Genomic DNA, 24,844 nt, shown 5'->3' with positions numbered 1-24,844 from the left:
GGAACCGGTACCGCAACCGGTTCCGGAACCGGTACCGGCGTCGGTGGCGTGAGTTAACCCCGCCGACACAGAGCCGTCAATACTTCACACCGAGATTGGTCCGTACCCATCCTTCGAGCCGCGAGAAAGGCCGATGTGTTCAAGTCCTGAACGCGCACACTCTTGACGTGGGCGCATGAGGGCAGTTCACTCATGCCTCGTCAGCAACTCCGTGCGCGGCAGGGCCCGGGACGGCGTCCCGCGGCGGCACAGCACCGGCTGTACAACCGCAAAGGCGGCCGCGCCGGGACGTGTCCGTGCCCCGGCGGCGCGGCCGCCTCCGCCCTGCTCCCCGTCCTACTCCGTCGGCTCGATCCCCGCCCGCAGCAGGCCGAAGGTGTACGCGTCCTCCAGCGCCTGCCAGGACGCCGCGATGATGTTCTCCGCGACACCCACGGTCGACCAGTCGCCGGTGCCGTCGCCGGTGGTGATCAGGACCCTGGTCGTGGAGTCGGTGCCGGTACGCCCCTCCAGGATGCGGACCTTGTAGTCCACCAGTTCCAGCTTGGCGAGCTGGGGGTAGATCCGCTCCAGGGCCACCCGCAGCGCCCGGTCCAGCGCGTTGACCGGGCCGTTGCCCTCCGCGGTCGCGACGATGCGCTCGCCCTTGGCCCAGAGCTTCACGGTCGCCTCGTTCGCGTGCGTACCGTCGGGGCGGTCCTCGACGATGGCGCGCCAGGACTCGGTACGGAAGTAGCGGCGCACCCGGCCCTCGGCCTCGGCCCGCAGCAGCAGCTCGAAGGAGGCGTCGGCCGCCTCGTAGGTGTAGCCCTTGAGCTCCCGCTCCTTGACCCGCTCGACGACCCGGCCGACCAGCTCCCGGTCGCCCCCGAGGTCGATGCCGAGCTCCTGGCTCTTGAGCTCGATGGAGGCGCGGCCCGCCATGTCCGATACGAGCATCCGCATGCTGTTGCCGACCAGCGCGGGATCGATGTGCTGGTAGAGGTCGGGGTCGACCTTGATCGCGGAGGCGTGCAGCCCGGCCTTGTGCGCGAAGGCCGAGACACCGACGTAGGGCTGGTGCGTGGAGGGGGCGAGGTTGACGACCTCCGCGATGGCGTGCGAGACGCGGGTCATGTCCGCCAGCGCGCCCTCGGGCAGCACGGTCTTGCCGTACTTGAGCTCCAGCGCGGCGACGACGGGGAAGAGGTTGGCGTTGCCGACCCGCTCGCCGTAGCCGTTGGCGGTGCACTGGACGTGGGTGGCGCCCGCGTCGACCGCGGCCAGCGTGTTGGCGACGGCGCAGCCGGTGTCGTCCTGGGCGTGGATACCGAGGCGGGCGCCGGTGTCCGCGAGGACGGTGGAGACGACGGCCTGGACCTGGGCCGGGAGCATCCCGCCGTTGGTGTCGCAGAGGATGACGACGTCCGCGCCGGCCTCGGACGCGGCCCGCACGACGGCCTTGGCGTACTCGGCGTTGGCGCGGTAGCCGTCGAAGAAGTGCTCGCAGTCGACGAAGACCCGGCGGCCCTGTTCGCGGAGGAAGGAGACGGTGTCGCGGACCATCTCCAGGTTCTCCTCCAGCGTGGTGCGCAGGGCCAGTTCCACATGGCGGTCGTGGGACTTGGCGACCAGGGTGATCACCGGTGCGCCCGACTCCAGCAGCGCCTTGACCTGGGGGTCGTCGGCCGCTTTGCCGCCCGCTCTGCGGGTCGCGCCGAAGGCGACCAGCTCGGCGTTGCGGAACTCGATCTCCTGCTGGGCGCGGGCGAAGAACTCGGTGTCACGGGGGTTGGCACCCGGCCAGCCGCCCTCGATGAAGCCGACGCCGAAGTTGTCCAGGTGCCGGGCGATGGTGAGCTTGTCGGCGACCGTCAGGTTGATGCCTTCACGCTGCGCACCGTCGCGCAGGGTGGTGTCGAAGACGTGGAAGCTGTCGTCGGTGGGCTTGGCCTTGGTGGTCATGCTGGTCTGACTCCTGTCGGATGAGTGGATCCGGACGATCTGGCTCCACTTGCCCCCATCATCCCGCGCGCCTCGCTCCGGCCGAGGTGAGGGCCGGAAAACAAAAAACCCCTCGCGGGTGCGAGAGGTCTGCGCGCGGGTCTGGGGCACGATGGCCGCGCCGTACATGGTGGTACGGGACGGTCACTGCGGACCGGCGCGCCTGTTGCCAATAATCATGACGAACGAGGACACGGAGGCAGTCTGGCACAGGACCGCCTCCGTGCCGTCCCTTGTCTCAGGATGCGGGCGTGACGCTCGTCGCTCCGGACTGCCGCGAGCGCCCCTGCGGCTGCCCGGCAGCGGCGACCCGGTTCAGGTCGATGTCGCGGGTCTCGCGCATCGACAGGTAGACCGCGGCGCAGCCCGCCACGTACCAGTAGAAGCCGGATTCGGCGCCGGCGTTCTTGAACCAGAGCGCCACGTACTCTGCGGTGCCGCCGAACAGCGCGTTGGCGACGGCGTAGGAGAGGCCGACCCCCAGGGCGCGGATGCCGGTCGGGAACAGCTCGGCCTTCACGCAGGCGTTGATCGAGGTGTAGCCGGTAACCACGACCAGGGCGAGGAGCGCGAGGCCGAGCGCGGGCCAGAAGGTACTGGCGTGCTTGAGCATCGTCATGATCGGCACGGTCAGGAAGGTCGAGCCGACGGCGAAGGTGATCAGCAGCGGGCGGCGGCCGATCCGGTCGGACAGCATGCCGGCCAGCGGCTGGATGCACATGAAGACGAACAGGGCGCAGAAGCTGACGAGCGAGGCAGTGGACTTGTCCATGCCGGCGCTCTTGGAGAGGAACTTGGTGAGGTAGGTGGTGTACGTGTAGTACGCCACGGTCCCGCCCATGGTCAGCGCCATCACCAGGAACGCCTCACGCCGGTGCTGCCAGAGCACCTTGAGCGTGCCCCGGTCCTCCTGCCGGGACGCGCCGGATTCGGCGTACACCTCCGTCTCCAGCATGGAGCGGCGCAGGTAGAAGACGATGGCGGCGCCGAGCGCCCCGACGACGAACGGGATGCGCCAGCCCCAGCTGTGCAGCGCCGCGTCGGACATGTTGCGCTGGAGGACGATCTGGAGGCCGAGGCCGACGAGCTGTCCCGCGGTCATGGAGACGTACTGGAAGCTGGAGGCGAAGCCGCGCTTCTCCGGGGCGGAGGCCTCGGTGAGGTAGGTGGCGCTGGCGGCGTACTCGCCGCCGACCGAGAGCCCCTGGAGCAGCCGGGCGAGCATCAGGACGGCGACCCCGCCGTATCCGGCGACGTCGTAGGTGGGCGCGACGGCGATCAGGATCGCGGAGGCCGACATGAGGGTGACGGTGAGGGTGAGCGCGGCCTTGCGGCCCCTGCGGTCACCGATCCGGCCGAGCAGCCAGCCGCCGACCGGTCTCATGAAGAAGCCGACGGCGAAGATCCCCATGGTGTTCATGAGGTTGGCGGTCTCGTTGCCCTCGGGGAAGAACGCGTCCGCGAAGTACACCGCGAAGGTGGCGTACACGAACCAGTCGAACCACTCGACCATGTTGCCGGCGGAGCCGACCCAGATCTTCTTCCACTGCTCTCGTCCCATGGTTGGCCACCGTGCCCCAACGGCCGGAGGACTCACAAGGATTCAGCGGGCAACGATCGGGCGTACTTACGTGCGTTGTGTTCATCGCAGTAGTGAATCCCGCAGGAACTCCGCCACGTGGGAGAGGACTTGTTCGCGTCCGGTGCCGGGGATGCCGACGGCGACGTGGACGCTGAAGCCGTCCAGGAGGGCGCGCAGCCGGGCGGCGAAGCGGTCCGGGTCGACGGCGGCGAACTCGCCGCGCGAGATGCCCTCGGCCAGCAGCGCCACCAGGTCCCGGTGCCAGGCTCCCTCGATCGCGGCCATCCGCCCTCGGGCGTCGGCGTCGGCGTTCTGCGAGCGGTTCCAGACCTCCAGCCAGAGCGTCCAGTGCGGGTCGCGCGGCCCGTCGGGGACGTACAGGTCGACATACGCGTCGAGCCGTTCGGCGGCGGGCGCCTGCCGGGAGAGCAGGGCGCCGCGTTCGGCGCCGAGCCGGCCCTCGCTCCACTCCATGGTCTGCAGCAGCAGTTCGTCCTTGGTCCGGAAGTAGTACAGCAGGTGCCCGCTGCTCATCCCGACCTCCCGGCCGAGCCCGGCCATGGTCAGCCCGTCGAGCCCGCGCTCGGCGATGGTGGCCATGGCGGCGACGAGCAGGGACTCGCGGGGCGGGGCCGTGTTGCGCCGCCTGGCGGGGGGCGGGGTCATCGGGCGGCCGGTGCGCTGGGCGTCTGGTTCACCCGTACGTTCTACCGGACGCACCGGTCAGCCGGGGACCGCGGGCTGCTGCTGGGTGATGCAGTGGATGCCGCCGCCGCCCGCGAAGATCGTGCGGGCGTCGACCAGGGTGACGGTGCGTCCGGGGTACAGACGGCGGAAGATGTCCGCCGCGAACTCGTCCCGGGGGTCGTCGAATCCGCACAGCACGACGCCGCCGTTGCAGACGTAGTGGTTGATGTAGGAGTAGTCGACCCAGTGGCCCTCCTCGTCCCGCACGGCGGCGGGCGCCGGGACCTCGACGACCCGCAGGGCCCGGCCCCGCGCGTCGGTCACGGAGCGGAGCAGCTCCACGTTCCGCGCGCAGAGCTCGTGGTCGGGGTGGGCGGGGTCCGGCTGGGTGTGGGCGACGACGACACCGGGGCCGGCGAACGCGGCGACGATGTCGACATGGCCGAGGGTGCCGAAGCCGTGCGGCGGGTAGTCGCCGGTCAGTCCGCGCTCCAGCCAGATCGCCTTCGTGGTGCCGAGCCTGGCGTGGATCTCGGCCTCGACCCGCTCCTTCGTCCAGCCCGGGTTCCGCTCGGGGCCGAGCTGCACGGTCTCGGTGAGCAGTACGGTGCCCTCGCCGTCGACGTGGATGCCGCCGCCCTCGTTGACCAGGGGCGAGCTGTGCACCGGGACTCCGGCGACGCCGGCGACCTCGCGGGCGATCTGCGCGTCGTGCTCCCAGACGGCCCAGTCCTGTGCGCCCCAGCCGTTGAAGACCCAGTCCACGGCGGCGAGCCTGCTGCCGTCGGTGACGAAGGTCGGCCCGATGTCGCGCATCCAGGCGTCGTCCAGTTCGCGTTCGACCAGCTCGATGTCCGGCCCGAGGAGGGAGCGGGCCTCCTCGGACTGCCCGGTCGGTACGACCATGGTCACCGGCTCGAAGCGGCGTACGGCGCGGGCCACGGCGGCCCACGCCTCGCGGGCCCTGACCAGCTCCCCGCCGGTGAACGTGGCGTTGGGGCCGGGCCAGGCCATCCAGGTGCGCTCGTGCGGGGCCCATTCGGCCGGCATGCGGAAGGTCATCTCGTCGGACTCCTGAAGGCTGTGTGTCGTGAAGCGGAGCGGTACTCGTGAAGTGCTGGGTCTACAAGAAGTAGAGGCGGTTGAGCGAGATCGAATCGGCGGGCCCGGACCGCATCGGAGCTCCGTCCAGCGTCACCAGACCACTGACCCCGTTCACCTGGACCTCTCCGACGCGGGAGTTGAGGCGCAGATCCGCCGGGCCGATCCCGCGGGTGCCGCGTACCGCGACCCTGCGCCGCCGGGTCGGCATCAGGTCGGAGCCGAGAGCGGCCGCGGCCTTCGCCACGAACGCCACCGAGAGATCGGCAGGCGTCGCCCCGTGCCCGCCGAACAGCGGTCCCAGGACGAGCGGTTCACAGGTGTCGGTCGCCGCGTTGGGGTCGCCCGTCACGCCCCAGGCGGGGAAGCCCGACTTCAGGACCAGCTGCGGCTTCGCGCCGAAGTACTGCGGCTTCCAGAGCACGATGTCGGCGAGCTTGCCGACCTCGACCGAGCCGATCTCGTCGCTCAGCCCGTGCGCGATGGCCGGGTTGATCGTCAGCTTGGCCACGTAGCGCAGCACCCGGGCGTTGTCGTCGTGCGGGCCGTCGCCCTCCAGCGGGCCCAGCTCGGCCTTCATCTTCCCGGCCATGGCGAAGGTGCGGCGTACGGTCTCGCCCGCGCGCCCCATGCCCTGGGCGTCGGAGGAGGTGATGCCGATCGCGCCGAGGTCGTGCAGGACGTCCTCCGCGCCCATCGTCCCGGCCCTGATCCGGTCCCGGGCCATGGCCGCGTCGCCGGGCAGGTCGGTCTTGAGGTCGTGGACGGAGACGATCATCCCGTAGTGCTCGGCCACCGCGTCCCGGCCGAAGGGCAGGGTCGGGTTGGTGGACGAGCCGATGACGTTCGGGACGCCCGCCATCTTCAGGACGTTGGGTACGTGTCCGCCGCCGCAGCCCTCGATGTGGAAGGCGTGGATCGTCCGGCCGTCCAGGACGCTCAGGGTGTCCTCGACGGAGAGGCATTCGTTCAGCCCGTCGCTGTGCAGGGCGACCTGGACGTCGTGCTCCTCCGCGACCCGCAGGGCGGTGTCCAGGGCGCGGGTGTGCGCGCCCATGTCCTCGTGCACCTTGAAGCCGGACGCCCCGCCCTCGGCCAGCGCCTCCACCAGCGGCGCGGCGTCGGAGGACGAACCCCTGGCCAGGAAGCCGATGTTGACGGGCCAGGCGTCGAACGCGTTGAACGCGTGCCGCAGCGCCCACGGCGAGTTGACGCCGACGCCCCAGACCGGGCCGAACTCCTGGCCGATGACGGTGGTGACGCCGGAGGAGAGCGAGGCCTCCAGGATGCGCGGCGAGAGCAGGTGGACGTGGGTGTCGACGGCGCCGGCGGTGGCGATCAGGCCCTCGCCGGGGACGATGGTGGTGCCCGTGCCGACGACGACGTCCACCCCGTCGAGGGTGTCCGGGTTGCCGGCCCGGCCGATCGCGTGGATGCGGCCCTCACGGATGCCGATGGAGACCTTCCTGATGCCCTGGACGGCGTCGATGACCAGCACGTTGCTGATGACGACGTCGCAGGTGTCGCGGACGGCGGCGGCCTTGAGGTGCAGTCCGTCGCGTGCGGTCTTGCCGAATCCGGCCAGGAACTCGTCGCCGTGGCGCTGCGCGTCCGACTCGACGCGCACCACCAGTCCGGAGTCGCCCAGCACGACCCGGTCCCCGGCGCGGGGCCCGTGCACCGACGCGTACTCGTAGGGGTCCATCAGGCGTCGCCCTCCGCTCCGAGGTAGCCGCAGGCCACCGCGCGTCGCAGGGCCTCCTCCTTCGCGCCGGGCGTGTCCAGCGGACCGTCGACCAGACCGGCGAAGCCGATCGCGATCCGGGCGCCGCCGATCGGCTCCAGGCCGACCTCTGCGGCGCCGCCCGGATCGAACCGGACCGACGATCCGGCCGGCACGCACAGCCGCATGCCGTACGCGGCCGACCGGTCGAAGTCGAGCCGTGGGTTGGCCTCGAAGAAGTGGAAGTGCGAGGTGACACTGACCGGCACCGTCGCGGTGTTGCGCACGGTCAGCCGCAGCGCGGGCTCCCGTTCGGCGTGCGCCGGGGCGGGCAGCAACGCGCCGGGGGCACTGTCGTCCCGTCGGCTCCCGGCACCGGCGCCGATCGGGTCGGTCACCACGGCGAGCCGTGACCCGTCGTCGAAGACGGCCTCCACATGTACCTCCGTGACCACGTCCGCCACTCCCGGCAGCACGTCGTCGGCTCCGAGCACGGCGCGGGCGGCCGCTATCGCCTCCGCGAGCCGCCGCCCGTCGCGGGCCGCCTCGCAGACGGTGTCCGCGATCAGCGCGGTCGCCTCCGGGACGTTGAGCCTCAGCCCGCGTGCCCGGCGGGCACGGGCGAGTTCGGCGGCTCCGAAGAGCAGCAGCCGGTCACGCTCGCTCGGGGTCAGTCGCACGTCACCACACCTCCTGTTTGAACGTCACTCTAACTGCGACCGGCCCGCTACTCCACCCTTCACGCAAAGAATCCGGAACACCCAGACCATTGACGGGCCGCATCGACCTGCGTCAGATTGAGCAGCACTCAAACAGTCGAACGTCAGGGGCGGCCTCATGCCGATCGAACAGCGCGGAGTCGACACCATCCCGGAGGCGGAGCGCACCAGCACGCCGCGTGACCTCATCTCGATCCTGCTCGGATCGAACCTCTGCCTGGGCGTGATCGTCTTCGGCTGGCTGCCGGTCTCCTTCGGGCTGGGCCTGTGGCCCGCGGTCACCTCGGTCGTCGCCGGCACGGCCGTCGGGGTGGCGGTCACCGCACCGCTCGCCCTGGTCTCGCTGCGCACGGCGACCAACCTGTCGACCTCCAGCGGCGCGGCCTTCGGCGTACGCGGCCGGCTCGTCGGGTCCGTCGTCGGACTGCTGCTCGCGCTGGGGTACACCGCTCTCACCCTGTGGATCGGCGGCGATGTGATGGTGGGCACCCTGGCCCGGCTCGCCGGACTGCCCTCCGGCGGCCTCTCGCACACCCTGGTCTACGCGGTCCTGGCGGCCTGTACGGTCGTCGGCGCGGTGTACGGGTACCGGCTGCTGCTGCGCCTGAGCAAGATCCTCGCGGTCGGCATGACCGTACTGCTGCTCATCGGGCTGATCGCCTACGCGCCGGACCTCACCACGGCGGCCCCGCCGGACACCCCGTACCTGCTCGGTTCGTTCTGGCCCACCTGGGCGCTGTCCGCGGTGGCCGCCGGGCTGAGCGGGCCGATCGCCTTCATCACGCTGCTCGGGGACTACACCCGCTACATCTCACCGGTCCGCCACCACCCGCGCCGGGTGCTGCGGGCCACCTGCCTCGGCCTGGTCGTCGGACTGCTGGTCCCGCAGCTCTTCGGCACGTACACGGCGCTCGCGGCCCGCGCCTCGCTCGACTACGCGGGTCCGCTGGTCGCCGCCGCACCGGCCTGGTACCTGGTCCCGCTGCTCCTCGCGGCCACCGCGGGCTCGGTGGGCAACGCCGGGCTGATGCTCTACTCGATGGGCCTCGACCTGGACGCGATCCTGCCGCGCGCCACCCGGGCGCGGGCCACGCTGGTCGTCGCCGGGGTCGCCACGGCGTTCGTGTTCCTGGGCCACTTCGTGTGGAACGCGCAGTCGGCGATGACGTCGTTCGTGCTGCTGCTCACCGCGATCGGGACGCCCTGGGCGGTCATCACGATGATCTCGCACCGCCGCTGCCGGGGTGCCTACGACGCGGAGGCCCTCCAGGTCTACAACCGGGGTACCCGGGGCGGCGTCTACTGGTTCCGGGCCGGCTGGCATCCGCACGCCACCTTCGGCTGGGCGCTCGGCGCCGCGGTGGGCCTGTGCGGCGTCTCCACCCCGCTCTACGAGGGCCCGCTGCTCACGCTGACCGGCGGGGTGGACTGCAGCTTCGTGCTGTCCGGGCTGGTGGGCGGGGTGACGTACGCCGTGCTGACCCGGCCGGGTACGCGGAACGCCGCCGGCCGGGCCCTCGGACAGGCCCGGCCGGCGGCTCGGCACACACCCTGACGGGCCCGTGCCCGGTCAGCCGATCCGGTGCATCCAGCCGTGGGTGTCCTCCGCGGTGCCGCGCTGGATGTCCAGCAGGCGCTCGCGCAGCTTGAGGGTGACCGGGCCCGGCGTGCCGTCGCCCTGGGTCCACTCGCCGCCCGCGCTCTTCACGGTGCCGACGGGGGTGATGACGGCCGCGGTGCCGCAGGCGAAGACCTCGGTGAGGGTGCCCGCCGCGGAGTCGTCGCGCCACTGGTCGATCGAGACCCGGCTCTCCTCGGGCTCGTAGCCGAGGTCCGCGGCGAGCCCGAGCAGCGAGTCACGGGTGATGCCGGCCAGGAGCGAGCCGGTCAGGGACGGGGTGACGATCCGGTTCCCGTACACGAAGTACAGGTTCATCCCGCCGAGCTCCTCGACCCACTTGTGCTCGACGGCGTCGAGGTAGGCGACCTGGTCGCAGCCCTTGGCGGCGGCCTCGGCCTGGGCGAGGAGGGACGCGGCGTAGTTGCCACCGGTCTTGGCGTCGCCCATGCCGCCCGGGACGGCGCGCACCCGGTCCTCGGAGAGCCAGATGGAGACGGGCTTCACACCGCCGGGGAAGTACGCGCCGGCCGGCGAGGCGATGACCAGGAAGAGGTACTCGTTCGCCGGGCGCACCCCGAGGCCGACCTCGGTCGCGATCATGAACGGGCGCAGGTACAGCGACTCCTCGCCGCCGTGGGCGGGGACCCAGGCCGCGTCCTGCTGGACCAGCGCGTCACAGGCCGCGACGAACGTCTCGACAGGCAGCTCCGGCATGGCGAGCCGACGGGCGGAGGCCTGGAAGCGCGCGGCGTTGGCCTCGGGGCGGAAGGTGGCGACCGAGCCGTCGGGCTGGCGGTAGGCCTTGAGCCCCTCGAAGATCTCCTGGCCGTAGTGAAGCGTCATGTTGGCCGGGTCGATCGACAGCGGCGCGTACGGGACGAGCTGGGCGTCGTGCCAGCCGCGGCCCTCGGCCCACTTGATCGTCACCATGTGGTCGGTGAAGTAGCGGCCGAATCCGGGCTTGACCAGGGTCGCCTCGCGCTCCGCGTCGGACAGCGGGGTCGAGGAGGGCTTGAGCTCGATCGTGGGCGTCGTCATGAGTACGTGTCCTTCACCGTTTTGTGTGTGTAGGGCCGCACTCACGCCCACTCGCGCCGGACAGGTTGTAGGACGTCCGAGCTTCATGGCGAGCCACGGCCCCGTTCGATTATCTCTCGCGGGAGGCCGTGCACGAAATGACGTGTGTGCGGTCCAGGATTCGATGGTGACACCCGGGGCCGCACAGGAGAAGCCGCCGGGTGCCTGTGGGACCCGGCGGCTTTGAGGCAGTCGTCGGATCAGCCCGCTACGCGTACCGCGAGCGCGTCGCCGATCTCGTCGGTGGTGCGGGCGGTCCCCTCGCGCTCCGCGAGGTCCGCGGAGACGGCGTCCTCGATGCGCAGGGCCTGGGCCTCGTAGCCGAGGTGGCGCAGCAGGAGGGCGACGGAGAGGACCGTCGCGGTCGGGTCGGCCTTGCCCTGGCCCGCGATGTCGGGGGCCGAGCCGTGCACCGGTTCGAACATCGACGGGAAGGCGCCCGTCGGGTTGATGTTGCCGGAGGCGGCCAGGCCGATGCCGCCGGAGACGGCCGCGGCGAGGTCGGTCAGGATGTCACCGAAGAGGTTGTCGGTGACGATGACGTCGAAGCGCTCAGGCTGGGTGACGAAGAAGATCGTCGCGGCGTCGACGTGCAGGTAGTCGGTGGCGACCTGGGGGTACTCGGCCGCCACCTTGTCGAAGGTGTTCTTCCACAGGTGGCCCGCGTACACGAGGACGTTGTTCTTGTGGACCAGCGTCAGCTTCTTGCGCGGGCGGGCGGCGGCCCGCTCGAAGGCGTCCCGGACGACGCGCTCGACACCGAAGGCGGTGTTGAGGCTGACCTCGGTGGCGACCTCGTGCTCGGTACCGGTGCGCAGCGAACCGCCGTTCCCGGTGTACGGGCCCTCCGTGCCCTCGCGGACGACGACGAAGTCGATGTCCGGACGGCCGGCCAGCGGGGTCTCGGTGTTCGGGAACAGCTTCGACGGCCGCAGGTTGATGAAGTGGTCGAAGGCGAAACGCAGCTTCAGCAGCAGCCCGCGCTCCAGCACGCCGGACGGCACGGAGGGGTCGCCGATCGCGCCGAGCAGGATGGCGTCGTGCCCCTTGAGGGCCTCCAGCTCCGCGTCCGGGAGGGTTTCACCGGTGCGGTGCCAGCGCTGGGCGCCGAGGTCGTACTCCTTGGTCTCCAGCTTCACATCCTGCGGGAGAACAGCGTTGAGGACCTTGAGGCCCTGGGCCACGACCTCCCGGCCGATACCGTCACCGGGGATCACTGCGAGATTGATGCTGCGAGACATGTTCCGCACGATACTGCGCGTCCCACCCCATGACACGTGGCGTCCACCATACGGACGCATGGGCAGTTGTACGTGTACCGTTCACCCATCCGACAGGGTGCCGTCAGGCAACGGGTGGAGGTTGTCGCCCATGGACATCCCCCGCTTCGGAATCCCCGAGAAGCTCGCCGACCGCATGAGCATGGCCGAGCAGCACGACTACCTGCGCAGCCGGCTGACCCGTCGCGGTGTGCTGCGCACGAGCGTGGCGACCGCCGCCGTCGCGGGTGCCGGTCTCGGCACCACCCTCACCGCCTCCCCCGCGTACGCCGCGCCGACGGTACTCACCTCGCACAGCACGACCCGGGTGGACGGCTCGCTGGTCGCCCCGTTCGGCCGGCACCTGGCCTACGGCGCCGACCCGAGGACGCAGATGGCGGTCTCCTGGCAGGTCCCCTTCGCCGTGCGCCGCCCGTACATCCGGATCGGCCTCAAGCCGTGGGCGCTGAGCCGGAAGATCGACGCCGAGGTGCGCCACCTCACCACGCCCAGGCTCAACGACGGCAAGATCGCGGCCGCCGAGCAGTTCTACGTACACGCGGGCCTGGAGCGGCTGAAGCCCGGCACGACGTACTACTACGGCGTCGGCCACGACGGCTTCGACCCGGCCGACACCCGCAACCTGGGCACCCTCGGTACCTTCACCACCGCACCTTCACGCGCCCAGAACTTCACCTTCACCGCCTTCGGCGACCAGGGCGTCAGCTACCACGCGCTCGGCAACGACCAGCTGATCCTGGGCCAGAACCCCGCCTTCCACCTGCACGCGGGCGATATCTGCTACGCCGACCCCTCGGGCTCCGGCCAGACGAGCGACACCTACGACGCCCGCACCTGGGACCAGTTCCTGGCGCAGACGGAGACCGTGTCGAAGACCGTGCCGTGGATGGTGACCACCGGCAACCACGACATGGAGGCCTGGTACTCGCCGGACGGCTACGGCGGCCAGAACGCCCGCTGGACGCTGCCCGACAACGGACCGGACCCGGTGAACCAGCCGGGCGCCTACTCCTTCGTGCACGGCAACGTGGGCGTGATCGCGCTCGACGCCAACGACGTCTCCTACGAGATCCCGGCCAACTTCGGCATCAGCGGCGGCAAGCAGACGCGCTGGCTGGACCGGCGCCTGGGCGAGCTGCGGGCCCGCCACGACATCGACTTCCTGGTGGTCTTCTTCCACCACTGCGCCTTCTCCACGACCAACGCGCACGCCTCCGACGGCGGGGTGCGGGACGCCTGGGTGCCGCTCTTCGAGAAGCACCAGGTGGACCTGGTCATCAACGGGCACAACCACGTCTACGAGCGCACCGACGCGATCCTCAAGAACACCGTCAAGCGCAAGGTGCCGATCGGTGAGCGCACCAACCCGAAGCGGGACGGCATCGTCTACGTCACCGCGGGCGGCGCGGGCAAGGCGCTGTACGACTTCCCGGCTCCCGACAGCTACGAGGGACATGTCGCGGACCGGGAGAGCGTGGACACGTACCACGTGGTCAAGGGCGGCGGAAAGGCCACGGAGACCGTCGAGTGGTCGCGGGTGCGCTACACCGGCTTCTCGTTCCTCGCGGTGGAGGTGGAGGCCGGGCGGCACGCCCGGATGAAGGTCACCGCGCTCGCCGAGTCCGGCGAGCGCATCGACCACTTCGAGATCAGCCGGGGCTGATCAGCGGGTCACGGCCGGGCCCGGACGGGCCCGGTCAGTGACCGGTGGAGCCGCCGTTGTCCCTGCGGTCGAGGGCGCGCTGGAGGGCGGCGGCGGCGTTGCGGCGCTCCGACTCGGTCGGGCGGTGGGCGTGACGGACGCGGCGGACAGTGGTCTCGGCCATGGTGGATCGACTCCTTGAGATCGCGAGGATTTCGAGATCGAACATCGTGAACGGTGATTTCGAGATCGTTGATTTCGAGGCGCCGGAAGGGGCGGGAGCGGATGCCGCAGGGGTTACCTGCATCGGGGCACGCACTCACAACGCCAGTCGCTGGTTCCAGCGAGACGTTCGGCTCCTACAAAGCTAAGGCAGCCGGGACGTTCTGTCTCCACAATTACTCGGACTTCCTACTATCTGAGACGGCGGGCCCCGCACACCCGGCCACGCACCACGTACTCAGCCCGCACATGAGTACGCACGCCGTGTCGAAGAAGCCTGCGGCGCACGACAGTTGAACCCATGAACGGCCTCTACGCTCTGAAGCCCTGGTACGCGGACCGGCTCTCCGGTGTCCGTACCTCGCTGGTCCGCCACGACGTGTCGCCCGACACCGTCACCGCGGCCGGCGTGGTCGCGGCGGCCGGCGCCGCCGCCGCACTGGCCTGGCTGCCCGCCGGTCCCGCCGCCCTCCCGGTCGCCGTGCTGCTCGCGGCCCGGCTCGCCTTCGCCAACCTGGACGGGGCACTCGCCCGCGACACCGGCCGCACGACCCGGCGCGGCGCGGTCCTGAACGAGCTGGGCGACCGGGTCGCCGACCTCGTCGTGCTGGCCGGCTTCCTCACCCTCGCCCCGCTGTGGCTGGTGGCGCTCGCCGGCCTCGCGGCCACCCTGCCGTCCTGGGTGTCGCTGGCCGGGGCGGCGGCCGGAGCGCCCCGGCGCAACGGCGGCCCGGTCGGCAAGACCGAACGCTGTCTGCTCGTCGTGATCGCCGCCGCGAGCGGCTGGGCCGTGCCCGTACTGACCGTGATCGCGGCCGGTTCGCTGCTCACCGCCGGGCTCCGGCTGGCCGGCCTGTGGCGGGAGACGTCATGAGCGCCGTACTGATCGCGGAGGAGGCGGCGGCGCGCGCCGTGCCCCTGGTCGCGGGCGTGCTGGGCGCGGGCGGCGCCGCCGTCGCCGTGCTGCCCTCGAAGCTGCGGATGCGGGCGGAGCTGCGCAGGCGGTGGCGGACCTGGGCACTGGTCGCGCCCGTCTTCCTCGGCTCCTACCTGCTGGGCGGCGGCGGTACGTACGCGCTGGCCGCCGGGCTCGGAGTGGTCGCGGCGAGCGAGTTCGTCCGGATGGCGGGGCTGCGGCGCGGGGACCACGTGGTGCTGGTGGCGGCCGCGCTCGTGCTGCCCGCGCTGGCCTGGCTCGCGCCCCACCTGCTGGACCCGCGGGCGGCGGCGCTGCTGCCGGTCGCCGCCGCGCTGCCCTCCGTACTGGGCGGGGACGACCGGACCGGATTCACCCGGAGCGCCCGCACCGCCTTCGGGCTGCTGTGGATCCCGGTCGCGCTGACCGGCCTGGTGACGCTCGGCGCGACCGCGGTCACGGTGGGCCTCGCGGTGGCGCTCGGCGACGTCGGCGCCTGGTGCGGCGGTACGGCACTGGGCCGGCGCGGTCCGCTCGCCCGGCCGCTGTCGCCGCTCTCCCCCAACAAGACCTGGGCGGGCGTGCTCGGCGCGGCCGCCGCGACGGCCGGACTCCTGCTCGTGACGGGCGGGTTCAGCCTGCCGCTGTGGGCGGCGGTGACCGGCGGCTGCGTCCTGGGCGACCTGGTCGAATCCATGGTCAAGCGCGAGTCGGGGGTGAAGGACGCGGGCAGCTGGCTGCCCGGCTTCGGCGGCCTCCTCGACCGGATCGACTCCCTGCTCGTGGCCCTTCTCCTGGCGACGGTGATGACGTGATGAGTACGTTCCTGAGCACCCCCGTCCGAGCCGTCCTCCCCCGCCGCTCCCGTGTCGCGGCCGCCCTGCGGCGCGGGCTGTGGTGGACCGTCCTCAGCCTGACCGGCGGGGTCGAGCGGCGCGGCCGGCTGCCGCGCGGCGGCTGTGTGGTGGTCGCCAACCACTCCTCGCACGCCGATACGGCCGCCCTCCTCGCGGCGCTCGACGCCCGGCACGGCCCGGCGATCGGGGCGGCGGCGGACTACTGGTTCGCCTCCCCCTGGCGGCGCCGGATCTGCCGCAGGCTCGCGGCCGGGTTCCCGGTGCGGCGGGGCGGCGGGATGGAGGATCTGCTCTCCATGGCCGGTGAACTGCGCGGCGGCCGGGCGGTCGTGCTGTTCCCCGAGGGCACCCGGGCCAGGGACGGCGAGCTGGGCTCCTTCCACCGGGGCGCGCTGGTGCTGGCCGAGGAGGCGGGGGTGCCGGTGGTGCCGGTGGGGATCGCCGGCACGGACCGGCTGCTGCCCAAGCACGGACGGCTGCGCTCCTCGCTGGTCCGGGTGACGGTCGGTGAGCCACTGCCGTCGGCCGTCTCCCCGGAGGAGGCCCGCGACGCGGTGGTGGCCCTGCACGCGCGTACGGTCGCCGAGCCGCTGAGGGACTCCGCGACCCGGCGCCGGGTCGCGGCGGTCGTCATCTCGCGCTGGGGTCTGCCGCTGGCGTTCTGCTGGGCGTTCGCGGAGGCGCTGAGCTGGCCGCTGATGCCGGAGCTGCTGCTGGGCGCGGTGTGCGTGGCGGTGCCGCGCGCCGCGCTGAAGATGTCGCTGGGCGCGCTCGCGGGCAGCCTGGCCGGTGGCCTTCTCGCCCTGCAACTGGCTTCGGCGGGGGTCCAGTTGCCCGCGCCGCTGACCACGGACCGGATGCGGGCGGAGGTCCGGCACGAACTGGCGCTTGAGGGCGCCTCCGCGGTGCGCCACCAGCCGTGGAACGGCGTCCCGTTCAAGGTGTACGGCGCGGAGGCGGGCCGCGCCGGTGTCCCCACCCTCGACTGGCTCGCCGCGTCGGCGGCGGCCCGTGGCTCCCGCACCCTGACGGTGGGCCTCGCGTTCGCCGGGTTCGGCCTGCTGCTGCGCCGCCACCGGCGCCGGTACGGCCGTTATCTGGTGCTGCTGGGCGGCGGGTTCGCGGTGGGGCTCTCGCTGATCGTGCACGGCTGGAGCTGAAGCGGCGACGGGAGAAATGGAAACCGCCTCCCGGCCGGCAGGGGAACCGGTCGGGAGGCGGAGTTCGTGGCGGGGCGCCGGGAGGGCGGCGCCCCGAAGGGCGGTCAGCCCTGGTGCGGGTAGGTGTACTCGGTCGGCGGGACCAGCGTCTCCTTGATGGCCCGGGTCAGGGTCCAGCGCTGGAGGTTCTGCGGGGCGCCCGCCTTGTCGTTCGTACCCGAGGCACGGCCGCCACCGAAGGGCTGCTGGCCGACGACGGCACCGGTCGACTTGTCGTTGATGTAGAAGTTGCCCGCGGCGTACCGCAGCTTCTCCATCGTGGCGGCGGCCGCGGCGCGGTCGTTCGCGATGACGGAACCGGTCAGCGCGTAGTCGGAGACCGACTCCATCTGCTCCAGCATCGCGTCGTACTTCTCGTCCTCGTAGACGTGCACGGCGAGGATCGGGCCGAAGTACTCGGTCGTGAAGACCTCGTTCTCGGGGTCGCTGCACTCGATGACGGTCGGGCGGACGAAGTAGCCCACCGAGTCGTCGTACGTGCCGCCCGCGATGATCGTGCACGCCGGGTCGGCGGCGGCGCGGTCGATGGCGGCCTTGTTCTTCGCGAACGAGCGGTCGTCGATGACGGCGCCCATGAAGTGCGACAGGTCCGTGACGTCGCCCATGGTGATGGAGTCGACCTCGGCCGCGAACTTCTCCTTGAAACCGGAGTTCCAGATGGAGGCCGGGACGTACGCCCGCGAGGACGCGGAGCACTTCTGGCCCTGGTACTCGAAGGAGCCGCGGGTCAGCGCGGTCTTCAGGATCGCCTGGTCCGCCGAGGGGTGCGCGACGACGAAGTCCTTGCCGCCGGTCTCGCCGACGAGCCGCGGGTAGGTGCGGTAGTTGGCGATGTTGTTGCCGACCGTCTTCCACAGGTGCTGGAAGGTGGGGGTCGAGCCGGTGAAGTGGATACCGGCCAGGTCGCGGTGGTTCAGGGCCACCTCGGAGACGGCGATGCCGTCGCCCGTCACCAGGTTGATGACGCCCTTGGGGAGACCGGCCTCCTCCAGGAGCTGCATCAGCAGCACGGCGGCGTGGGTCTGCGTCGGGGACGGCTTCCACACCACGACGTTGCCCATGAGGGCGGGGGCGGTGGGCAGGTTGGCCGCGATGGCCGAGAAGTTGAACGGCGTGATCGCGTAGACGAAGCCCTCCAGCGGGCGGTGGTCCATGCGGTTCCACACGCCGGCGGAGTTCGCCGGGGGCTGCTCGGCCAGGATCTGGCGCGCGTAGTGCACGTTGAAGCGCCAGAAGTCGACGAGCTCACAGGGGCAGTCGATCTCGGCCTGCTGGGCGGTCTTGCCCTGGCCGAGCATCGTGGAGGCGGCCAGCGTCTCGCGCCAGGGGCCGGAGAGCAGTTCCGCGGCGCGCAGGATGATGGCCGCGCGGTCGTCGAAGGACATCGCGCGCCAGGCCGGGGCGGCGGCGAGGGCGGCGTCGACCGCGTCCTTCGCGTCCTGCTCGGTGGCGCCCGCGTACGTACCGATGACGGACTTGTGGTTGTGGGGCTGCACGACGTCGAAGCGCTCGCCGCCGCCCATCCGCTTCTCGCCGCCGATGGTCATCGGCAGGTCGATCGGGTTCTGGCTGAGCTCCTTGAGCTTGGCCTCCAGGCGGGCGCGCTCCGGGGAGCCCGGGGCGTAGGAGTGGACCGGCTCGTTGACCGGCGCGGGGACCTGGGTTACAGCGTCCATGGTTTCCGTTGCTCCTTCAGTAGAGGGGTGGAGGGGGCTCAGCCCTTGGTGAGGATGGAGCGGCCGAAGAACAGCAGGTTGGCCGGCTTCTCCGCGAGGCGGCGCATGAAGTAGCCGTACCAGTCGGTGCCGTACGCGGTGTAGACGCGCATCCGGTGGCCCTCGGCCGCGAGCCGGATGTGCTCCTCGCTGCGGATGCCGTACAGCATCTGGAACTCGTACTCGTCCAGCTTGCGCCCGGCCTTGCGGCCCAGCTCCTGGGCGATGGCGATCAGACGCGGGTCGTGGGACCCGATCATCGGGTAGCCCTCGCCGTCCATCAGCGTCCGCAGGATGCGGACGTACGCCTTGTCGATCTCGGCCTTCTCCTGGTACGCGACGGAGGCGGGCTCCTTGTAGGCGCCCTTCACGATGCGTACCCGGCTGCCCGCGGCGGCGAGACGGCGCGCGTCCTCCTCGGTGCGGAAGAGGTAGGCCTGGATGACGCATCCGGTCTGCGGGTAGTCCTTCCGCAGCTCCTCGTGGATGGCGAACATCGAGTCGAGGGTGGTGTGGTCCTCGGCGTCCAGAGTGACCGTGGTGCCGATCTCGGCGGCGGCCTCGACGACCGGGCGGACGTTGGCGAGCGCCAGCTCGTGGCCGCCGTCCAGCGCCTGGCCGAACATGGAGAGCTTGACGGACATCTCGGCCCGCGTGCCCAGGCCGAGGTCCTTGAGGCGGCCGATGAGCTCCAGGTAGGCGTCGCGGGCGGCGGCGGCCTGCTCGGGCGTGGTGATGTCCTCACCGACCACGTCCATGGTGACTTCGAGGCCCTTGCCCGCGGCGTCCTCGATGATCGGGACGACCTGCTCGACCGTCTCACCGGCGATGAACCGGCCGACGACCTGCTTGGTGCCCGGGGCTGCCGAGATGAAGCGGCGCATCTTGTCGCTGCGTGACGCGGCGAGTATCACGGGACCCAGCACGGGGCACCTCCACGGAAAGTACGGACGAAAGCCGCACCACTGTTCTATGTCGAACATAAGCGGTACAGCACGGAGAACCACCGTCAAATCTATGGATCTCCCCGAGGCCGGGCCATCGACAGCTGTCACGCATCCGTGCCCTGGATCTCAGACATATGTCTGAAGGGGTGCGAGAATGGCCGGGTGAAGGGCGATTACCAGGAGCTGGTCGACGAGATCTCCGGGCTGCTCGGCGTTCCCGCGACGCTGGAGAACCGGGACTTCGGACTGGTCGCCTTCGGCGCCCACGACAGCGACGACGACACGGCGATGGACCCGGTCCGCACCCGCTCGATCCTGACCCGCCGCTCGACCCCGGCGGTCCGCGCCTGGTTCGAGAACTTCGGCATCACCCATGCCACCGGCCCCGTCCGCATCCCGGCCGCCCCGGAGGCGGGCGTCAACCGGGACCGGATCTGTCTTCCGGTACGCCATCGGGGTGTCGTGCTCGGCTACGTATGGCTGCTGGACGCCGACCCCGGCCCGACCGACCAGCAGCTGGACGCGGCGATGGAGGTGGCGGCCCGGATCGGCGCGCTGCTCTCCGACGAGGCGCGGGCGGGCACCGACCTGTCCCGGGAGTTCGCCGCGGTGATCACCGCGGCGCGCGGCTGGCAGCGCGAGATGGCGGTGGCCGCGCTCAGCGAGGCGCTCGGCCCGGACGCCGAGGGGCTGCACACCGTGGTGTGCGTGACCCCGTGGACGCGGGACCCGCCCTCGGCCCGTACGGTGCCGTCCGCGGCGGCCCTGTCCGGCGCCCCGTCCGCCGACGCGGCGGGCACCGGGGCGCTGGCCGCGCTCGTCCGGCTCCGCTCCCCCGAGGTCCTCGACCCGGCGCTGGCCGCCGCGGACCGGCTGCGCGCCACCGCGGGCGCCGCCGCCACCGCCGGGATCGCGGTACCGCGCCGGGGTCTGGCGGAGCTGGCCGACGCCTGGCACGAGGCGTCCGCCGCGAACCGGGCGGCGGCGGCGGAGACCCGGTTCGGCCCGGTCGCCCGGTGGTCGGACATCGGCCCCTACCGCCTGCTGACCGCGCTCGCCCCGGAGACGCCGCCCGACCACACGGTCCGCCCGCTGCTCACCCCGGCGCACCGGGACCTGGCCCGCACCGCGGAGGTGTTCCTCGACTGCGCGGGCCAGGCGTCCCGGACCGCCGGTGAGCTGGGCATCCACCGCCAGACGCTGTACTACCGGCTCTCCCGGGTCCAGCAGCTCACCGGCCTGGACCTGAACGACGGCGAGGACCGGCTGCTGCTGCACATGGCGCTCAAGGCGTCCCGGCTCTGAGGGGCCCGGTCCGGACCGGGCCCCCGCAAGCCGGCTTCCCCTGCCCGAAGACCTCCGCTACCGCTGCTCCCGGCCCTCCAGCACGGCCTTCAGCCCGTCCGTCAGATCCTGGGCCGAGGGCGCCGATTCACTGTCCATCAGCCACTGGACCATGACACCGGCGAGCAGCGCCTGGCAGAACAGCCCCGCCACCCGCGCCTTCTCCGGCTCCGTCTCGGGGTCGATGCCCAGCATGTTCTCGGCGAGCCCGTCGCGGCCCTCGCGCTGCGGGCCGACGAGGGCCTTCTGGAGATCGGGGTCGGAGTCGATCCGGGAGATGACCTCCATCTGGAGCTGCCAGACGGACCGGGTCTGCTCGTAGCTCCCGATCACCCGCTCCCAGGTCTCGCGGAACTGGTCGAGCGGGGCGGCCGGCACGGCAGCGGCCCCGGGTCCGGTCTCGTCGTTCTCGTTGGTCAGGACGTCGCCCCACTCCTCCGTCACCTTGAGGAAGGCGAGGTTGAGCAGGGCCTCCTTGGATCCGTAGTGGTAGCCGATGGAGGCGAGGTTCGTCCCGGAGGCGGCCACGATGTCGCGTGCCGTCGTCCGGGCGTACCCCTTCTCCAGCAGGCAGCGCTTGGCGCCTTCGAGCAGATCCTCACGATGTCCCATGACAGCAGCGTACCCGACATACAGACGCTCGTGTAAGACGCGCGTCTAGATGCCGGGTACGACGTTGCGGGACGGCTCAGTCGGTGAGGTTCACCGAGCGGGCGGAGGCCGCGCCGATCTCGGCCGAGATCTCGGTGAGCACCGCCGGCGGGACGTCGTCGTCGACGGTGAGGACGACCAGCGCCTCGCCGCCCACGTCGGCGCGCGAGACCTGCATGCCCGCGATGTTCAGACCGGCCTCACCGAGGATCTTGCCGACGGCGCCGACGACACCGGGGCGGTCGTCGTAGCGCAGGACGACCATGTGGTCGGCCAGCGCCAGGTCCACGTCGTGGTCCCCGATCGCGACGATCTTCTGGAGGTGCTTGGGGCCGGCCAGCGTGCCGGACACCGCGATCTCCTCGCCACTGGCGAGCGTGCCGCGCACGGTGACCACGTTGCGGTGGTCGGGCGACTCGGAGCTGGTGGTGAGGCGGACCTCGACACCGCGCTCCTGCGCGAACAGCGGGGCGTTCACGTAACTGACGGTCTCGTCGACGACGTCCTCGAAGACGCCCTTGAGCGCGGAGAGTTCGAGCACCTTGACGTCGTGCTGGGTGATCTCGCCGTACACCTCGACGTCGAGGCGGGCCGCGACCTCGCCCGCGAGCGCGGTGAAGATCCGGCCGAGCTTCTCGGCGAGCGGCAGTCCGGGACGGACGTCCTCCGCGATCACGCCGCCCTGGACGTTGACCGCGTCCGGTACGAGCTCACCGGCGAGCGCGAGGCGCACCGACTTGGCGACCGCGATGCCCGCCTTCTCCTGGGCCTCGTCGGTGGAGGCGCCGAGGTGCGGGGTGCAGACGACCTGGTCGAACTGGAACAGCGGGGAGTCCGTGCAGGGCTCCTTGGTGTACACGTCGAGCCCGGCGCCGGCGACGCGGCCCTCCTTGAGGGCGGAGGCGAGCGCCTCCTCGTCGACGATGCCACCGCGGGCGGCGTTGACGATCCGCACCGAGGGCTTCACCTTGTGCAGCGCCTCGTCACCGATCAGGCCGAGCGTCTCCGGGGTCTTGGGGAGGTGCACGGTGATGAAGTCGGAGACTTCGAGCAGCTCGTCCAGGGAGAGGAGCTTGACGCCCATCTGCGCGGCGCGCGCGGGCTGCACGTAGGGGTCGAACGCGACGATCTTCATGCCGAAGGCCGACATGCGCTGGGCGACCAGGACGCCGATGCGGCCGAGGCCGACGACGCCGAGGGTCTTCTCGCTCAGCTCGACACCGGTGTACTTGGAGCGCTTCCACTCGCCGTTCTTGAGGGCGGTGTTGGCCTGGGGGATGTGGCGCGCGGTGGCGACCAGCAGACCGCAGGCCAGCTCGGCGGCGGTGACGATGTTGGAGGTCGGCGCGTTCACGACCATCACACCGGCCTTGGTGGCCGAGGAGACATCGACGTTGTCCAGACCGACACCCGCGCGGGCGACGACCTTCAGCTTCTTCGCGGCGGCGATGGCCTCGGCGTCGACCTTGGTGGCGGAGCGCACCAGGATGGCGTCGACATCGACGATCGCGGGGAGAAGCTCGGCGCGGTCCGCGCCGTTGCAGTGCCGGATCTCGAAATCCGGGCCCAGGGCGTCCACCGTGGCGGGCGACAGCTCTTCAGCGATGAGTACGACAGGTTTCGAGCTCACGTGAGTCCTCACAGGTCCAGTGCGGACGGCCGTCCCGACGGCCGCAGGCGGTGGAGGTGCTTGCCGCGTGGAAGACGCACGACACTGTGGGCCTGACGCGTGTATGTGTGAAGAAGTGTAGTCATGCGCGACGGCGCATACTGCGCCCCGTTGGAAGGATCACCCACATGAGGCTGGACGACTTGTACACACGTACGACGCCGCCTCTTCCAGCGGTGAAGCGGGGCTGATGCCTCAGGGGCGGGTCCGGGAACCCGCCCCTGAGGCACCGGTGTTACGCGTCGTCGTCGTTGACCCAGCTCATGAGCTTGCGGAGCTCACGGCCCGTGGTCTCCAGCAGGTGGTCGCTGTCGGCCTTCTTGTACTCGTTGTACTTGGGCAGACCGTTGTGGTACTCGGCCATCCAGTTCTTGGCGAAGGTGCCGTCCTGGATCTCGGCGAGGACCTTCTTCATCTCGGCCTTGGTCGCGTCGGTGATGATGCGCGGGCCGGTGACGTAGTCGCCCCACTCGGCGGTCTCCGAGATGGACCAGCGCATCTTCTCCAGGCCGCCCTCGTACATGAGGTCCACGATGAGCTTCAGCTCGTGCAGGCACTCGAAGTACGCGATCTCCGGCTGGTAGCCGGCCTCGGTCAGCGTCTCGAAACCGGCCTTCACCAGGGCGGCGGTGCCACCGCAGAGGACGGCCTGCTCGCCGAAGAGGTCGGTCTCGGTCTCCTCGGTGAACGTGGTCTTGATGACGCCGGCGCGGGTGCCGCCGATGCCCTTGGCGTACGAGAGCGCCAGCTCCAGGCCTTTGCCCGTGGCGTCCTGCTCGACGGCCACGATGCACGGAACGCCGCGGCCCTCCTCGTACTGGCGGCGGACCAGGTGACCCGGGCCCTTCGGGGCGACCATGCAGACGTCGACGTTGGCCGGCGGCTTGATGAAGTCGAAGCGGATGTTCAGGCCGTGGCCGAAGAACAGCGCGTCGCCGTCCTTGAGGTTGTCCTTGACGGACTCCTCGTAGACCTGGGCCTGGATCGGGTCCGGAACCAGGATCATGATGACGTCGGCCTCGGCGGACGCCTCGGCGGGCGTCACCACGCGCAGGCCCTGCTCCTCGGCCTTGGCCTTGGACTTCGAGCCCTCGTGCAGACCGACACGGACGTCGACACCCGAGTCGCGCAGCGACAGCGCGTGGGCGTGGCCCTGGCTGCCGTAGCCGAGGACCGCGACCTTGCGGCCCTGGATGATGGACAGGTCGGCATCGTCGTCGTAGAACAGCTCGGCCACTGGGTCTTCTCCTTGGTGTGCAGGTGTTGCGTCCCACCGTACGGCGGGGTGCGTCGGTTACGTTTTCGGGTCTCGCCATACGAGCGGCGAGGCGGTGGGGCTACGCCGTGCGGTCGAGGGCGCGCAGCGACCGGTCGGTGATCGAGCGCGCGCCGCGTCCTATGGCGATGGTGCCGGACTGGACGAGCTCCTTGATGCCGTACTGCTCCAGCATCTTGAGCATCGCCTCCAGCTTGTCGGCTCCGCCGGTCGCCTCGATCGTGACGGCCTCCGGGGAGACGTCCACGGTCTTGGCGCGGAACAGCTGGACGATCTCGACGATCTGGGAACGGGTCTCGCTGTCGGCGCGGACCTTCACCAGGACGAGCTCGCGCTGGATCGCAGCGGCGGGTTCGAGTTCGACGATCTTCAGGACGTTGACCAGCTTGTTGAGCTGCTTGGTCACCTGCTCCAGGGGCAGGCCCTCGACATTGACCACAATGGTGATGCGGGAGATGTCGGGATGTTCGGTGGTACCGACCGCGAGCGAGTCGATGTTGAAGCCGCGGCGGGAGAACAGGGCGGTGATCCGGGCGAGGACACCGGGCTTGTTCTCGACCAGGACGGAGAGCGTGTGCTTGGTGGACATGGAAGTCGGTCTCTCTCTGTCTC

Annotated in this window: 21 protein-coding genes; 6 read left to right on the top strand and 15 right to left on the bottom strand. The window is 71.0% G+C overall.

The window, feature by feature from the left end; all coding sequences use genetic code 11:
- Nucleotides 1-336: 336 nt before the first annotated feature.
- From cimA to ureA, 6 genes are all read right to left on the bottom strand, one after another.
- On the bottom strand, nucleotides 337-1,944 hold the full coding sequence (cimA, locus tag ACFVQ0_RS14185; RefSeq protein WP_390087651.1) for a citramalate synthase: 1,608 nt from the start codon (nucleotides 1,942-1,944) through the stop codon (nucleotides 337-339).
- Nucleotides 1,945-2,221: 277 nt separating this feature from the next.
- On the bottom strand, nucleotides 2,222-3,544 hold the full coding sequence (locus tag ACFVQ0_RS14180; RefSeq protein ID WP_390087649.1) for an MFS transporter: 1,323 nt from the start codon (nucleotides 3,542-3,544) through the stop codon (nucleotides 2,222-2,224).
- A gap of 81 nt (nucleotides 3,545-3,625) precedes the next feature.
- The gene (locus ACFVQ0_RS14175; RefSeq protein ID WP_390087647.1) at nucleotides 3,626-4,231 is read right to left on the bottom strand and encodes a TetR family transcriptional regulator C-terminal domain-containing protein; all 606 of its coding nucleotides are present in this window, start codon (nucleotides 4,229-4,231) and stop codon (nucleotides 3,626-3,628) included.
- A gap of 57 nt (nucleotides 4,232-4,288) precedes the next feature.
- Nucleotides 4,289-5,314 (bottom strand): agmatine/peptidylarginine deiminase, encoded by a 1,026-nt coding sequence (locus ACFVQ0_RS14170; protein ID WP_390087645.1) that lies wholly within the window; start codon nucleotides 5,312-5,314, stop codon nucleotides 4,289-4,291.
- A 61-nt stretch (nucleotides 5,315-5,375) separates the two neighbouring features.
- On the bottom strand, nucleotides 5,376-7,058 hold the full coding sequence (locus tag ACFVQ0_RS14165; protein WP_390087644.1) for an urease subunit alpha: 1,683 nt from the start codon (nucleotides 7,056-7,058) through the stop codon (nucleotides 5,376-5,378).
- Complete coding sequence (gene ureA, locus ACFVQ0_RS14160) at nucleotides 7,058-7,756, bottom strand: urease subunit gamma (protein ID WP_390087642.1); 699 nt, start codon at nucleotides 7,754-7,756, stop codon at nucleotides 7,058-7,060. Before ureA ends, ACFVQ0_RS14165 begins: the two co-directional genes overlap by 1 nt.
- A gap of 157 nt (nucleotides 7,757-7,913) precedes the next feature.
- On the opposite strand from ureA, the gene ACFVQ0_RS14155 reads away from it, so the two are divergent.
- Nucleotides 7,914-9,350, top strand: coding sequence for a cytosine permease (locus ACFVQ0_RS14155; RefSeq protein ID WP_390087640.1), 1,437 nt, complete (start codon nucleotides 7,914-7,916; stop codon nucleotides 9,348-9,350).
- Nucleotides 9,351-9,365: 15 nt separating this feature from the next.
- Here ACFVQ0_RS14155 and ACFVQ0_RS14150 read toward each other — a convergent pair whose 3' ends face one another.
- Nucleotides 9,366-10,454: a branched-chain amino acid aminotransferase gene (locus ACFVQ0_RS14150; protein WP_390087638.1), complete on the bottom strand. Its 1,089-nt coding sequence runs from the start codon at nucleotides 10,452-10,454 to the stop codon at nucleotides 9,366-9,368.
- Between the two features lie 239 nt (nucleotides 10,455-10,693).
- Complete coding sequence (locus ACFVQ0_RS14145) at nucleotides 10,694-11,734, bottom strand: 3-isopropylmalate dehydrogenase (RefSeq protein WP_390087636.1); 1,041 nt, start codon at nucleotides 11,732-11,734, stop codon at nucleotides 10,694-10,696.
- Between the two features lie 130 nt (nucleotides 11,735-11,864).
- Here ACFVQ0_RS14145 and ACFVQ0_RS14140 point away from each other — a divergent pair, with 130 nt between their 5' ends.
- On the top strand, nucleotides 11,865-13,436 hold the full coding sequence (locus ACFVQ0_RS14140) for a purple acid phosphatase family protein (protein WP_390087634.1): 1,572 nt from the start codon (nucleotides 11,865-11,867) through the stop codon (nucleotides 13,434-13,436).
- 34 nt (nucleotides 13,437-13,470) lie between these two features.
- Here the strand turns inward: ACFVQ0_RS14140 and ACFVQ0_RS14135 are convergent, their stop codons facing one another.
- Nucleotides 13,471-13,599: a hypothetical protein gene (locus ACFVQ0_RS14135; protein ID WP_274535172.1), complete on the bottom strand. Its 129-nt coding sequence runs from the start codon at nucleotides 13,597-13,599 to the stop codon at nucleotides 13,471-13,473.
- A gap of 339 nt (nucleotides 13,600-13,938) precedes the next feature.
- Between ACFVQ0_RS14135 and ACFVQ0_RS14130 the strand changes: the two genes are divergently transcribed.
- From ACFVQ0_RS14130 to ACFVQ0_RS14120, 3 genes are read left to right on the top strand one after another with little or no spacing between them, the layout of a single operon-like run.
- Nucleotides 13,939-14,511: a CDP-alcohol phosphatidyltransferase family protein gene (locus ACFVQ0_RS14130; RefSeq protein WP_390087632.1), complete on the top strand. Its 573-nt coding sequence runs from the start codon at nucleotides 13,939-13,941 to the stop codon at nucleotides 14,509-14,511.
- Nucleotides 14,508-15,368: a phosphatidate cytidylyltransferase gene (locus ACFVQ0_RS14125; protein ID WP_390087630.1), complete on the top strand. Its 861-nt coding sequence runs from the start codon at nucleotides 14,508-14,510 to the stop codon at nucleotides 15,366-15,368. The genes ACFVQ0_RS14130 and ACFVQ0_RS14125 overlap by 4 nt, the downstream gene beginning before the upstream one ends.
- The gene (locus tag ACFVQ0_RS14120) at nucleotides 15,368-16,570 is read left to right on the top strand and encodes a lysophospholipid acyltransferase family protein (protein ID WP_390087628.1); all 1,203 of its coding nucleotides are present in this window, start codon (nucleotides 15,368-15,370) and stop codon (nucleotides 16,568-16,570) included. Before ACFVQ0_RS14125 ends, ACFVQ0_RS14120 begins: the two co-directional genes overlap by 1 nt.
- Before the next feature lie 104 nt (nucleotides 16,571-16,674).
- On the opposite strand, the gene pruA is transcribed toward ACFVQ0_RS14120, so the two are convergent.
- Nucleotides 16,675-18,306, bottom strand: a complete 1,632-nt coding sequence (gene pruA / locus ACFVQ0_RS14115) for an L-glutamate gamma-semialdehyde dehydrogenase (protein WP_390087626.1) — start codon at nucleotides 18,304-18,306, stop codon at nucleotides 16,675-16,677.
- 38 nt (nucleotides 18,307-18,344) lie between these two features.
- A complete protein-coding gene (locus tag ACFVQ0_RS14110) occupies nucleotides 18,345-19,271 on the bottom strand; it encodes a proline dehydrogenase family protein (RefSeq protein ID WP_390087624.1) in 927 nt (308 codons plus the stop codon).
- Between the two features lie 183 nt (nucleotides 19,272-19,454).
- On the opposite strand from ACFVQ0_RS14110, the gene ACFVQ0_RS14105 reads away from it, so the two are divergent.
- Nucleotides 19,455-20,597: a PucR family transcriptional regulator gene (locus ACFVQ0_RS14105; protein ID WP_390087622.1), complete on the top strand. Its 1,143-nt coding sequence runs from the start codon at nucleotides 19,455-19,457 to the stop codon at nucleotides 20,595-20,597.
- Nucleotides 20,598-20,654: 57 nt separating this feature from the next.
- On the opposite strand, the gene ACFVQ0_RS14100 is transcribed toward ACFVQ0_RS14105, so the two are convergent.
- From ACFVQ0_RS14100 to ilvN, 4 genes are all read right to left on the bottom strand, one after another.
- Complete coding sequence (locus tag ACFVQ0_RS14100) at nucleotides 20,655-21,248, bottom strand: TetR/AcrR family transcriptional regulator (RefSeq protein ID WP_390087620.1); 594 nt, start codon at nucleotides 21,246-21,248, stop codon at nucleotides 20,655-20,657.
- Between the two features lie 76 nt (nucleotides 21,249-21,324).
- Nucleotides 21,325-22,917, bottom strand: coding sequence for a phosphoglycerate dehydrogenase (gene serA, locus ACFVQ0_RS14095; RefSeq protein ID WP_390087618.1), 1,593 nt, complete (start codon nucleotides 22,915-22,917; stop codon nucleotides 21,325-21,327).
- A 274-nt stretch (nucleotides 22,918-23,191) separates the two neighbouring features.
- A complete protein-coding gene (gene ilvC / locus ACFVQ0_RS14090; RefSeq protein ID WP_390087616.1) occupies nucleotides 23,192-24,193 on the bottom strand; it encodes a ketol-acid reductoisomerase in 1,002 nt (333 codons plus the stop codon).
- Nucleotides 24,194-24,293: 100 nt separating this feature from the next.
- Nucleotides 24,294-24,821, bottom strand: a complete 528-nt coding sequence (gene ilvN, locus ACFVQ0_RS14085; RefSeq protein WP_073738667.1) for an acetolactate synthase small subunit — start codon at nucleotides 24,819-24,821, stop codon at nucleotides 24,294-24,296.
- Nucleotides 24,822-24,844: the final 23 nt, after the last annotated feature.

It is taken from the genome of Streptomyces sp. NPDC057900 (assembly GCF_042887885.1).
Classification (GTDB): domain Bacteria; phylum Actinomycetota; class Actinomycetes; order Streptomycetales; family Streptomycetaceae; genus Streptomyces.
This window is presented reverse-complemented; position numbering and strand designations above follow the sequence as displayed.